9 protein-coding genes are annotated in these 13059 nt (G+C 59.9%); 6 read left to right on the top strand and 3 right to left on the bottom strand.

The window, feature by feature from the left end:
• Window positions 1–54 precede the first annotated feature (54 nt).
• Window positions 55–1821 (top strand): glycoside hydrolase family 2 protein, encoded by a 1767-nt coding sequence (locus VE23_RS09925; RefSeq protein WP_049867893.1) that lies wholly within the window; start codon window positions 55–57, stop codon window positions 1819–1821.
• 498 nt (window positions 1822–2319) lie between these two features.
• Here the strand turns inward: VE23_RS09925 and VE23_RS09920 are convergent, their stop codons facing one another.
• Both VE23_RS09920 and yhbH read right to left on the bottom strand, forming a co-directional pair.
• On the bottom strand, window positions 2320–4278 hold the full coding sequence (locus VE23_RS09920) for a prenyltransferase/squalene oxidase repeat-containing protein (RefSeq protein ID WP_049867891.1): 1959 nt from the start codon (window positions 4276–4278) through the stop codon (window positions 2320–2322).
• Window positions 4279–4808: 530 nt separating this feature from the next.
• Window positions 4809–5954 carry a sporulation protein YhbH gene (gene yhbH / locus VE23_RS09910; RefSeq protein ID WP_049867888.1) on the bottom strand — a complete coding sequence of 382 codons (1146 nt, stop codon included), beginning with the start codon at window positions 5952–5954 and terminating at the stop codon, window positions 4809–4811.
• A 199-nt stretch (window positions 5955–6153) separates the two neighbouring features.
• On the opposite strand from yhbH, the gene VE23_RS09905 reads away from it, so the two are divergent.
• Window positions 6154–6537, top strand: coding sequence for a DUF423 domain-containing protein (locus VE23_RS09905; RefSeq protein WP_048749378.1), 384 nt, complete (start codon window positions 6154–6156; stop codon window positions 6535–6537).
• Between the two features lie 133 nt (window positions 6538–6670).
• On the opposite strand, the gene VE23_RS09900 is transcribed toward VE23_RS09905, so the two are convergent.
• The gene (locus VE23_RS09900; protein WP_049867886.1) at window positions 6671–7111 is read right to left on the bottom strand and encodes a hypothetical protein; all 441 of its coding nucleotides are present in this window, start codon (window positions 7109–7111) and stop codon (window positions 6671–6673) included.
• Between the two features lie 224 nt (window positions 7112–7335).
• Between VE23_RS09900 and VE23_RS09895 the strand changes: the two genes are divergently transcribed.
• From VE23_RS09895 to VE23_RS09880, 4 genes are all read left to right on the top strand, one after another.
• The gene (locus tag VE23_RS09895; protein ID WP_048749380.1) at window positions 7336–7944 is read left to right on the top strand and encodes a biliverdin-producing heme oxygenase; all 609 of its coding nucleotides are present in this window, start codon (window positions 7336–7338) and stop codon (window positions 7942–7944) included.
• A 27-nt stretch (window positions 7945–7971) separates the two neighbouring features.
• Window positions 7972–10521: a diguanylate cyclase domain-containing protein gene (locus tag VE23_RS09890; protein WP_049867885.1), complete on the top strand. Its 2550-nt coding sequence runs from the start codon at window positions 7972–7974 to the stop codon at window positions 10519–10521.
• Window positions 10522–10716: 195 nt separating this feature from the next.
• A complete protein-coding gene (locus tag VE23_RS09885) occupies window positions 10717–11028 on the top strand; it encodes a YunC family protein (RefSeq protein ID WP_048749383.1) in 312 nt (103 codons plus the stop codon).
• Between the two features lie 169 nt (window positions 11029–11197).
• Window positions 11198–12970, top strand: coding sequence for an ATP-binding protein (locus VE23_RS09880; RefSeq protein ID WP_049867884.1), 1773 nt, complete (start codon window positions 11198–11200; stop codon window positions 12968–12970).
• Window positions 12971–13059 lie beyond the last annotated feature (89 nt).

The following is a 13059-nucleotide window of genomic DNA, read 5'->3' as shown; positions in this document are numbered from 1 at the left end:
GGACCACAACGGTGAGTGCATGAGGTCTATAACAATGAGTGGAGGAAATTTCGAATGGTAGATCAGCATCGCGCGGAGTATCCGAGGCCGCAATTCGCCAGGGAGAGCTGGATCAATCTGAACGGGGAATGGGAATTCGGCTTCGACGACGCCGGAGAAGGAGAGAGGAAAGGCTGGCATAAGGGTGAGACGCCTTTGGAGCGCGTCATCCAGGTGCCCTTCGCCTTCCAAAGCAAGCTCAGCGGCATCGGAGATCCGGAGTTCCACGACATCGTCTGGTACCGCCGGGAGCTGGAGCTTCCCGAGCCGTTTGCAGGCAAGCGGATTCGGCTTCATTTCGGAGCGGTCGACTACGACGCCTCGGTATGGGTGAACGGGATCCTCGTCGCCCGCCACGAGGGAGGGCATACGCCGTTCAGCGCGGATATCACCGCTGCCCTGCATGATGGCGGGGAGAAGAACCAGCTCGTCGTGAAGGCGGCCGATTACAGCAAGGACGTCACGCTTCCGCGGGGCAAGCAGTACTGGAAAAGCGACTCGGCAAGCATCTTTTACACCCGCACGACCGGCATCTGGCAGACGGTATGGATGGAGGCGGTCTCCGAGACCTCGCTGGGCAAAGTGAGATTCACGCCGGATATCGACAGCCAAACGGTGGAAATCCGTTCCTGGGTGGAGGGGCCGCTGAGAGACGGATTGACGCTGCAGGTGGACATTTCGTTCCAGGGCGAGCCGGTTGCCAGCGATACGTTCTCGGTTCGCGGCGCGCATGAAGCCCGCAGCATCCGGCTGGCGGACTTCAACGACCACGGTCTCGGCCGGTGGTGGTCGCCGGAGCGGCCGAACCTGTACGACGTCCGGTTCAGCCTGCTGGACGGGGAAGAGGTGCTCGACGAGGTGGCGAGCTACTTCGGGATGCGCAAAATCTCGATCGAGAGCGGCAGGCTGTGCCTGAACAACCGGCCTTATTTCATGAAGCTGGTTCTGGACCAGGGGTATTTCCCGGACGGCAACCTTACGCCGCCGAGCGACGAGGCGATCCGGCGCGATGTCGAGCTGACCAAGGAAATGGGCTTCAACGGAGCCCGCAAGCACCAGAAGCTGGAGGATCCGCGCTATCTGTACTGGTGCGACAAGCTGGGCCTGCTTGTATGGGGCGAGGCGGCGAATGCGTACGAATATTCGGAGGAATACGTGCGGCGCTTCACCCAGGAATGGCAGGAGAGCATCGAGCGGGATTACAATCATCCGTCCGTCGTCGTCTGGGTGCCGCTCAACGAGAGCTGGGGCGTGCCGAACATCGCCGTCGACAAGCGGCAGCAGGAGCATGCCCAGGCGATGTACCATCTGACAAGGTCGCTTGACGCGACGCGTCCGGTCATCTCCAACGACGGCTGGGAGATGGTGAGCACCGACCTGTTCAACATCCACGACTACGAATGGCGCCGCGAGGTGCTGGAGAAGCGCTATTCCACGGCGGAAAACGCCGTCTCGGCATCGCCGGCCGGGCGCGTGCTGGCGGTGGACGGCTTCCCTTACCGCGGACAGCCGATCCTCGTGACGGAGTTCGGCGGCATCGCTTACAAGAAAAGCGACTGGGAAGGCTGGGGCTATTCCGGAGCGGAGAACGACGAGGACTTTGCGGCCCGGCTGAACGCGGTCATATCGCCGCTGCTTCTGTCCGGATGCGTGCAGGGATATTGCTATACGCAGCTGACGGACGTGGAGCAGGAGATCAACGGCCTGCTGACGTACGACCGTCAGCCCAAGCTGCCGCTGGAGACGATCCGGACGATCAATGAGGGACGCTGGCAGGAATAGAATCAGGCAGAGGACTGTTCCGCTAGCCGCTTTCTTGACCTTTCATCCGAATGTAAAACCGGAATAAGGCGAAAAAACCGTCTTATTTCCACTACTTGGGCTCTTGGGACCGGAATAAGGCGAAAAAACCGTCTTATTTCCACTACTTGGGCTCTTGGGACCGGAATAAGGCGAGAAAGCCGTCTTATTCACTCTCTTCGGGCTCACGGGGCGGACTAAGGCGAGAAAACCGTCTTATTCGCTTATCTGGCCTCAGCCCTCGGTGCAGGGCTTTCCACTTGCACTGGAGATGAAGGCGAGGTCGGATTTTCTGCGGCAGAAGGAGCCGGAACTGCGGCTTGAATAAACAGCAAAACCCGGCTCCGAGAGAGCCGGGTTTTGCTGTTTAAAGGATTCGCTGAGATGAGATGGCCGCCGCATGTGTTTCATATTCCCCAACCCAGGCTCGGGGAGAACGCGACGACTGAAAATCACCCAGCTAAAGCGGTCCCATGGGAATCAGCTCTTTGGCTCGGCGCCGTTCAGCTTCGAGGCTGCGCTTGCCGCATAAGCGGACAACACCCGCAGCGGCCATATGTACCGGCTGCTGTGATAGTTCAGGTACACATGGCCGGGCAAGCCGCCGCCGGTCGGATAGCGGCTGCGCCAGTCGTCCGCCTCCAACAGCTCGATCAGGCATTCGATGCCCCGATCGATGGCGACGGGGGGCGAGGAGGGATGAGCCATCAATCCTTCGAGCGCCCAGGCGGTTTGCGATGGCGTGCTTGCTCCGAGCGCACGGTATTCTGAAGCGACGTCGCTGAAGCAGGATTCGCCCCAGCCGCCGTCCGCATTCTGCACGGAGAGGAGCCAGTTCATGCCGCGGTAGAGGGCGGAGGCGCTGCGCTTGGCGCGCATGGCCATTAGACCGGTGATCGCTGCGCCGGTGCCGTGCACATAGGCGATTCCCCAGCGTCCCGGCCAGCAGCCGGAGCGCTGCTGCTGCTTCAGGATCCAGGCGGCTGCACGGACAGCGGCATCGCCCTGCGGATCCTGTCCGCCTTCTCCGGGGTCCACCGCCGCGCTTACCCAAGAAGGAGCCGGGTCATTCCGGCGGCTTGACCACGCAAGCGTGCGGGCGGTCAGGTCGACCGTAGAAGGATCGGTGACGATCTGCGAGGCCTGCTCGAACTGGATAAGCCCGATCAGCGGGCTTCCGGATTCACGCTCAAAGGCCGGCCAGCCGCCGTCTTTGTTCTGCATCGACCACACCCAGCGGTCCCCTCGTTCGCGGGCTTCATCCGGGAAAGCATCCGCTGCGGGAATCCTTTGGAGCATCGAGAGAGAGGCTGTCGTATCGTCGATATCCGGATAGCGGGTGTTCACATCCGAGAATCCCCAGCCTCCGGGCGGCGTGCGAGGATTGCGGCGAGCCCAGTCGCCCTTGGCCGTCTGCTGGCGGGAGGCTATATATCCTGCCGCCCGCTGCAGCGCGTCATGATCTGCGGAAAGTCCACTTTCATGCAGCACGCAGCCCAGCATCGCCGTATCCCATACGGTCGAGGAGGCGATCTGCAAATGGGAGATCTCGTGACGCGGATCATCCCATACGAGCGACCGGATTCCGTCGAGGCCGCGCCTTATGACCTCGTGGCTTGGCGGGTAGCCGATGGAGACGAGAGCTGCGATCATGAGGATGGTGGCGGTGGAATAGGTGAGCAGAGTGCCGTTCGGCTCTATCCGGTCGAGCATGAATTTCTCGCCCTTGTCCAGCGATGCCGGGTAGAGAGGGGAATGGCCGGCAGCGAGCGCCTCGGCCATGCCGGCAAGCGGCCCCGGAAGCGAAGGAGGCTTCAGAAAGCTCCTGCTCTCTCCGGCCACGAGCTCCGAGAGATTGGGCAGGCGCCCATCGCCGAGCTTGAAGCTGCCGGAGGCCAGCATGAGCACCGGCACGAGATGAACGCGGGCATGGCCGGACAGATCGAACAGGCTGAGCGGCAGCCAGGACGGGGCGAGCAGCGTCTCGACCGGAATGCGCAGAACCCGCGGCCAATCCAGCTGGCCGGTCATGCAGAGCAGCACCTGGGTCATCATCGTCCGTACTTCTCCAAGCCCGCCTCGTGCGAGAATGAAGCGGCGGGCGTTGACCATCCGAGGATCGCCGTATTCGTAATAGCCGGTGGCGAGCAGCGCGTAATAGGCTTCCACGGTCGACTCCAGATGGCCTTCCTTCTGATCCTCATGCAGCTTCCAGCCTCCGCCGTCTTCCTGAAGCACGGCAATGCGCTGCGCAATCCGCCGAGCCAGCTCGCGATGATCCTCCATCCAATCCATCGCCTTCAGCAGGATCAGCAAAAAAGCATCGCTCATGACGCCGCTCTCGCAGCACAGCCGCCATGCGCCGTCGGGACTTTGCCGCTCCAGAAGCTCTTCCCGGAGCCGTTCTGCCGTTTCCTTCGCCTGTCCGCTCCATTTCATTTCGACTCACCTCGGTTTCAGCAAGGATAATCATCGCGTTCAACAAGGATATTCATCGCGTCGGAGGCACTTGTCCAATCATGAGCGCCATGTTCCGCACGGGTTGAACCATACGTTCGTGTGAGGAGATGAAAGATGAAAGACGTGCCGGTTGCCGGAGGAGGCGGATGGACCCGCACAAGCCTCATTCTTGTCCTGTTCATTGGGCTTGTCATCGTCGACCGGGTCGGGTTCGTACACGCGAGCAGCGATAAGAAGGGCGGGCTGCCGGGAGGCGTCCTGACGCAGGCAAAGGCTGTGCCGGCCGCTGGACCGCACGAGGTCGGGCGGGGCGCAGCCCTTTTGGCGCGTCGTGAGGCGGCGTCATGCCAACCGCCAAGAAACGGCCAATGGCATAACGCCTCGAGTTGGCCAATGGCATGACGCCGCGAAGCAGCCAATGGCATGACGCAGCGAGGCAGCCAATGGCATGAATGCCTCGAGCCGGCGCTCGCCTCGTCAGGACGAGCCAGGAGGCTGCCTGCCGGGCCTCAGCCTGCCGGCTTCGCGAAGAACCGCTTGAGGGCATCATAGACCTCGCTTTTGTCGCGGATGACGGAGAACAGGAATTTCTTGTCCTGGATATGCTTGTAGGCGGACATCAGGGTGCTGCTCCGGTTGTACTGGTTGACCTCGCCATAGCCGAACAGGTTGGAACGCTTCATCAGCTGGTCGATCAGCTTGATGCATTTCTCGTTGTCCGAGGTCAGGTTGTCGCCGTCGGAAAAATGGAAGGGGTAAATATTCCAATTGGCTGAAGGGTAGCGGCTGTCGATGATGTCGAGAGCCTTCTGATAGGCGGACGAGCAGATCGTGCCGCCGCTCTCGCCGCGGGTGAAGAACTCCTCCTCGGTCACTTCCTTCGCTTCCGTATGGTGGGCGACGAATACGATCTCGACATGCTCGTATTTGCGGCGCAGAAACTTCGTCATCCAGAAGAAGAAGCTGCGGGCGCAGTATTTCTCGAACGAGCCCATGCTGCCGGATGTATCCATGAGGGCGAGCACGACGGCGTTGGAGTGGGGCTTCATGACCTCCTGCCACGTTTTGTAGCGCAGATCCTCCGGAGTGATCCCCCCGATGCCTTGACGTCCCGCGTTGGCGTTGCGCCGAAGGTTTTCAAGCAGCGTGCGCTTTTTGTCGATGTTGCTCATGATGCCTTTTTTGCGGATATCCTGAAACACGATGTCGGCGGCTTGAACGTTCTCCTTCTGCTTCTGCTCCAGCCTTGGCAGCTCCAGCTCCTCGAACAGCAGATCCTCCAGCTCATCCATGGTGACCTCGGTCTCGAAATAATCCTCGCCGGCCTGATCCCCCGCCCCTTGCCCTTTGCCTTTGCCCTTGGCTGCGGAAGGGTCCACGCCAAGAACGTCGCCTACCTGGGAGTCCCCGTCTCCTTGTCCGACATGCTGCTGCTTGTTGTGATTGTAGACGAAGCGGTACTCGTCGATGCTTTTTACCGGCACCTTGACGGTTTCGCGCCCATTCGAGAGGATGATGCTTTCGTCGGTGACGATATCTTTCAGATTTTGCTTGATGGCCTCGCGCACCTTCTGCTGATGGCGGGTCTGGTCCTGATAGCCTTTGCGATGCAGGGACCAATCCTCGCGGGAGACGATGGACAGCGGTTCCGTCATAGCCGCTCACCCCACTATGTGTATTTCAGAGCCTGTAGGACCTGTTCTCCAAGTATATTCATGGGGAGGGGATTCATTACCGAATGCAGGCGCAAGGCGAGGCGTCTGCCGGCGCTGGACGAGCATTCAAGGGGATATGGTATAATGGGAACATTCGCGAGCCGGATTACGTGCTTGCAAGAAGAGGTGAAGCCGCATCATGTTTCCCCGTTATATCGCCTACGGCTCGGTCCATGCCCTGATCTCCGTCGCGCTCGGAGCGTTCGGAGCCCATGGGCTCAAGGACCGCCTTACGAGCGACATGCTGGACGTATTCGAGACCGGCGTCCGTTATCAGATGTATCATGCCATCGCCCTTATCCTCATCGCCTTCGCCGCCAGCCGTCTGGGAGAGATCCGGGCCTTGCGCAACGGCGGCCGGCTCATCAATGCGGGCATCTTCCTCTTCTCGGGAAGCCTGTACGTGCTGAGCATGAGCGGAGACACTTGGCTCGGAGCCATCACGCCGCTCGGAGGACTCTGCTTCATCGCCGGCTGGGCGCTGACCGCCTGGGCCGCCTGGAGCGCCCGGGGCCGTTCCTGAAGAGCGGGCAGCCGCCCGCGGATGAGGCCTTGAAAGCAAAAAAAATGCGGCGGCACCTTTGCGGTGCCGCCGCATTTGCAACAACAGGGAATGGAAGAGGACCGCAGCCGCCAACGGGCGCGCTGCATGCTTGCTAGCTGAAGTCGTCGATTTCCTGGAGCAGGAACGTGTAGACCTGCTTCTCGTCGACATGATAGACGGTGATGAGCTCGTTCTCGATGTTGAGGATTCTTCCCGGAATGCTCATGCGGACGCCCTTGCCCTTGTTGATGCTGAGCCGGACGAGAGTTTTTTGTTCCATATGATGCAGCAGGGTGGACGTGACGCCGGAGGATCCGGAGCCGCTGGAAGGCTGTGCGGCCTCGGTCGATCCGGAGCCTGCCTTTCTCATCCCGGACGGAATGTCTTCCTCGGGGAACGAAGCGCCGACGAGGGAGCTCCTGCCGATCTTGTAGGTGCTTATGCCTGCCGATTGCAGCAGCTGCTTGAGCCTGGCCTCGGCAAGGTCCCGGGTAACCGCGTCAATGATGAGATCCGCCTGGAAGGAATAGGTATTTGGTCCTTTATCGTTCATGATGTATGTAGTTCCTCCGAACTTGATAGAGATATTGGTATAACTATATCATCAGATTACCTAATGACATAGACCTATTTTTGGAGGCGGGATTTGCAGTGAAATTGGTTTTGGAATTTGGGCAATAAGGTAGATGACCATGACGATCGAACCGTGGCGCGGAATGGAAATCAGGGATATTCTGGAAGATAAAAGGAAGTCGATTAATAGAGGAGGTTTTCCGAATGTCCGCAGGCATATTGGAAAGATTGCGCGAGGAAACGGCGCCCAGCCATGAGCAGCTGGAAAGCAATGCATATGCCAGAGCCATCATGGATCAGACGATGACTCTCCAGCAATACAAGCAGTATTTGGAGCTGTTCTACGGCTTCATCAAGCCGATGGAGGCGATCGTGCTGGCAGCCCCGGCAGCGGAAGCATGGGGCATCGATTTCTCCAGGCTCGCCAAGCTGCCTTTGCTGGAGCGGGATTTCACGGAGCTCGGCTATTCGAGGACGGACATCGAATCCATTCCCGTCTGCGGTTCCCTTCCGGATGTCTCCGTCCCGGCGCGCATGCTCGGTTACCTGTATGTCATGGAAGGCTCCACGCTCGGCGGACAGGTCATCAGCAGGAAGCTGGCTTCCGGCTTGCAGCTCGCCCCCGAATCGGGATTGTCGTATTTCTACGCCTACGGTCCCGACACGAGGGCGAGATGGGGCGAGATGAGGGAGCTGCTCGTTCGGGAAGGCTCCGAGCCGCGGCAGGGCGGCGAAATGGTCGAGGCGGCAAAAGAAACGTTCGCTCTTCTGGATGCCTGGATTCATGCACGCCTTCAAGAGCAGGCCGTATAGCAAAGAGTGCGGGAGGCCTGAGCGGCTATGAAAGAGGACGGAAACGCGAATGAGCATGAGCTGCTGGACAGAACCCTTCTGACGGAAGGCGATTTCGTCCCGCAGGACGACAACATCGATTTGACGAACTGCGACAAGGAGCCGATCCATATTCCCGGACGCATCCAGCCGCATGGCGTATTGGTGGCCGTGACGAGGGAGGACGGCTGCCGGATCGGCACGTGCAGCGCCAACACCGAAGAGATGCTCGGCATCGCTGCCGGCAAGCTGCTCGGAACGCCTTTGGCCGATCTGATCGGGGAGGAGCGGGTCAGGGAGCTGCTTTCTCTGGACTTGCGGGCATCCTCGACCTCGGAGCTGCAGCATGTAAAAATTGAAATCGAAGTAAGAGGCGTTCTGACGCCATTTTACGGCATCGCCCATGAAAGCGAAGGGCTGCTCATCCTGGAGATGGAGCCCTCCGGGGAGGACAGCGGTCCGGCTGCTCGGGATTACCGCTGGATCAGCCTGTTTTTCGGGCGCATCAAGCAGACGCAGAGCCGGGTGGAGGCGAGCCATGCGGCGGCCGAGCTCGTGCGCGAGATGCTGGGCTACGACAGGGTCATGATCTATGAGTTCGATAAGGAGTGGAACGGCAAGGTCATCGCCGAATCCAGGGAGCCGGACATGGAGCCTTTTCTCGGCCATCATTATCCCGCCTCCGATATTCCCAGGCAGGCAAGAGAGCTGTACCTGCGCAATTGGCTCCGCACCATCGTGGACGCAGGGTACAAGCCGGTCGATATCATCCCGGCGGGGCATCCGCTTACGGGCAAGCCGCTGAATCTCAGCCTCTCCGTGCTCAGAAGCGTTTCGCCTCTGCATATCGAATATTTGCAGAATATGGGCGTAGGGGCTACGACCACGATATCGCTGATTCACGGCAGCGAGCTGTGGGGGCTGATCACCTGCCATCATCGTTCTCCCAAGTACGTCCCGCACCGGATCCGCAGCCTGTGCAACTTTCTCGGGGCTTTCTTCTCCAATGAGCTGTATCAGCGCCAGCAGCTGGACGACTACTCGGAGGCGCTCCGGCTGAAGACCTCCGCGTCGCTGCTGTCCTCGATCCTGATCGGCGTCCAGGATCCGCTGAGGCTTCATCAGCGGCTGGAAAAGGAAAAGGACAGCCTGCTCGGACTGATGTCCGCGACAGGCGCGGCCGTCAGCTTCCGCGGGCAGTTGATGCTGTTCGGCGATGCGCCGCTGCCGTCCCATGTGCGGGAGCTGGCGGAATGGCTGGAGAAGCAGAGCGTGGACTATACCTACCATACCTCTCGGCTGAGCAAGGAATTCGGTCCGGCTGCCGCATACAGGGAAAAGGCTTCCGGAGCGCTGTTCCTATCCCTCTCGCCGGACATGCGGGAGTATATCATCTGGTTCCGGCCGGAGCTCATCCAGGTGGTCGATTGGGCGGGGGATCCCGCCAAGTCGGTCATCCGGACCGATGACGGCATCCGTCTGTCGCCCCGCAAGTCCTTCGAGAAGTGGCGGCAGGTCGTTCAAGGAACTTCCGCGCCCTGGAAGCTGTCCCAGCTGAGCGCCCTGCCCGAGCTCAAGGCCGTCGCCCTTCGGCATGCCGAGGAGCAGCTGGCGCGCGCGGAGGAGCAGGCCGAGCAGAACGCCAGGGTCATGCGGGAAAATGAAGAGCGCTATCTTCAGCTGATGGAATATTCCCCGGTTCCCTTCCTCACCGTGACCGGAGGCAGGATCGTGTACGGCAACCATCAGGCGATGCGGCTGCTCGGCTTCGACAGCGCCTCGGAAATCAGAGGCGCATCGTTGATTGAGGCGCTGGGTCCGGAGAACCCGGCCGAGCTGCTGGCGGCACTGGAGAGGCTGGAGCAAAATCCGCTGCAGCTGGAAACCTGCCGGGGACGATTCCGGGCGGGCGGCGGAGCCTTGCGCCTGCTGGATCTGACCTTTGCGACGGTCGTCCATTCCAGGCAGCCGTCCATGATGGTCATTGCCCGCGAAAGCTCCTCCCTTCCCGAGACGGATCTGTTCACGGACGCGCAGGACCAGCTGCAGATGTACATGACGACCGACCCGCTCACGGACATGCAGAACCTCCCTTCCTTCGAGCAGTCTCTCAAGCTGGATTGGGAGCAATCGTTGCTGTCGGGCAGGCCCGTCGCGCTGCTTCTGATCGACATCGACGATTTCCGCACGTACAACAAGCTGCAGGGTCTGCGAAGCGGAGATGTATGCCTGCAGTGGGTCGGGGATGCCCTTAGCGTGCTGGCGGACCGCAGCGAAGCGAATATCGCCAGGTTGACCGGCGGGACGTTCGTCATGAAGCTGGAGGCGGAAGAAGCCGAGGCTCTGCTTCTCGCCGAGCAAATCCGGACCAATGTCATCTCGCTGCAAATTCCTCGGGATCCATCGCAAGCCGGAGGCTTCATTACGGTCAGCATCGGCATATCGGTGAAATTAGCGGATTCCTCCCTGGAGGGCGGGGTGCTCATGAAAGAGGCCAGAGAGGCTTTGGTCCAGGCCAAAAACGAAGGCAAAAACCGTATCCGGGTGGCGGGACGCTAAGTCTGGACCGACGCCCAAACCGAGATCGCCACTAAACCATAGATTCCCTGCTTTCCCTATGATCGAGGCCGCTGCCGCTCTGTTGACGGCGGCCTCGGCTGTCGACGCCGCCATAGTCGAAGATCCGGCATTCACCTTCCCCGACACGCCGCGCATACAATACGGAAGTGCTGAGAAGGGAGGTGGCCCATTGTCATGATGCAGATGGTACCGGTTGCTCTCGGAGACGGAAAAACCGCGATCGGCATCGAGGTGAAGCTGCCTAAGACGACGCTGCTCGCTGTAACGACGGATAAAGGATACATCATGTGCGGAGCGCTCGACGTCGCTTTGTTCGACAGCAACCCCAAGCTGAAGGAACGGGGAGTCGTCGCTGCGCGCGCCGTCGGCGTCCGGACGCTGGAAGAGCTGCTGGACGCTCCGCTGGAATCGGTGACGGAGGCGGCTCGGGAAGCCGGCCTCTATGTAGGCATGAAGGGAATCGAAGCCGTCCGGCAGCTGGCTTGACGGAAAGGCGGGCGCATTCCCAAAACAGGGGATGAAGCAGGATGGCAAGGAAGGGCGGAGGGGATGCCGCCCTTTTTTGTTGTTTTTTTGGAAAATCGGCCGTCCCGCTAGAGGGATTGATCCGTTCGTTGATGAAATAGACACAATCAATTTCCTGGAGGGAGAATGAATGCGTCCATTTGCCAATGAAGAGTGGTTTTCTGCAATCCTTCCGAATTCCAACGTGCCGTTGAGCGGGATGATGAGCATTTCGGGACACGGCCATATCTTATACATTTATGAAAATTTGGACCGCTACATCCAAAACGCCGTTGCGTTTGTCCGCATGGGAATCCAGCAGGGGCATCAGACCTTAATCATCGAATCCGTGACGCGATATCAAACCATCCGCAAGCTGCTCTCCCGCCAGATGGATGAGAGCCAGCTTGCCCTTGTCCATCATATCGATCGGGAAGAGCTGTACCGGATGGACGGAGGGTTTCGGAGCGGCATCTTCATGGAGAGATTTTCCCGCGCCGTGGAAGCCTATCAGAAACACGGCCTGTTGCTGCGTACATGGGGCAATATTCCGCTCAAGGATGTGCAGGAGATCAGCTGCGAGCTCGACGCCATGGAACATTTGGCGGATGAATGCGTAGACGGAAACGGGCTGATCTCCGTATGCGCCTATGACGGCAGGCAAATATCGGCCGCCTTCCAGCTTGCGCTGCTGCGGAGCCATGAATATCATATGACCGACGAGGAATTCGTCGCGTCCAGCCTGTACTTGCGGCGCTCCGACATATACCCGTCCCTGGCCGTGCAGAACGAGCATCAGCTCGACATGGACCGCAGCAAGCAGGAAGCGAGCCTGATGCGGAGCCAGCTGCTGGCGACGAAGCATCAGCTGGAGTCCTTCATTACCCGGAACCTGGACCCGGTGCTTATTCTGGACGACCATGATCTGGCCGTCAGCGTCAACCAGGCTTTCGAGACGACATTCGGCTGGACCAAGGATGAGCTGGTCGGGATTCCCAGCCATGCGATGCCTCTGCTCCCGGACGAGAGAACCTTCGAGGTGCGGCGCAATAAATCGATCATTGCCGCCGGGGGAAGCATCGAGGGATACGAATCGGAGCGTGTCACCAAAGCCGGCGTCCGCCTCCATGTCATGGTGTCCAGCTTTCCGCTGCACGACTCCGAGGACAGGATCAGGGGCCGGGCTGTCATCATCCGCGACATTACCGAGAGAATGCAAGTCCAGGAGCTGCTGATCCGCTCGGAGAAGCTGTCGATCGCAGGGGAGCTGGCGGCCGGCATCGCCCATGAGATCCGCAATCCGGTCACGGCGCTCAAGGGCTTCCTTCAGCTCCTTCAGTCCGGAAGCACGGAGAAACGGGATTATTTCTATGAAATCATGGCTTCGGAAATCCGCCGAATCGAGCAGATTCTCAGCGAGCTGCTCATGCTGGCCAAGCCTCAGGCGGTCCACTTTGAAGCGAAGGATATAAGGCTTCTGCTGGAGGATGTCGTCACGCTGCTGAACGGGCAGGCAATCCTGAACGACGTGCAGATCGTCACTTCCTTCAGCGACGAGGAAATGATGATCATGTGCGAGGAAAACCAGCTGAAGCAGGTGTGCATCAACATGATCAAAAATGCGATCGAGGCGATGCCGAGAGGCGGCAGCCTGATAATCGACGCCCGGATGAATCCATCCGGACGAGGCGTGATGGTCAGTTTCATCGATGAGGGCTGCGGCATTCCGGCCCATTTGCTGGAGAGGCTCGGCCAGCCGTTCTATACGACCAAGGAAAAAGGGACCGGCCTCGGGTTCATGGTCAGCAAAAAGATTGTCGAAAACCATGGCGGCACGGTCGCCGTGCACAGCGAGGAGAACAAAGGAACGACGATCGTCGTCAGGCTGCCGCTGGACGGGGAGCGGACGGGCAATGACGAGTGAGGGAGTCCGCCGACCGGAAGCGGAGCCTGAGGCTGGGGAAGCGATGCATGGGATTTGAGCGGCTTTCATCCCGCAGCCGTTCCATGCCG

The organism is Paenibacillus sp. D9, assembly GCF_001188365.1.
GTDB lineage: Bacteria > Bacillota > Bacilli > Paenibacillales > Paenibacillaceae > Paenibacillus_O > Paenibacillus_O humicus.
This window is presented reverse-complemented; position numbering and strand designations above follow the sequence as displayed.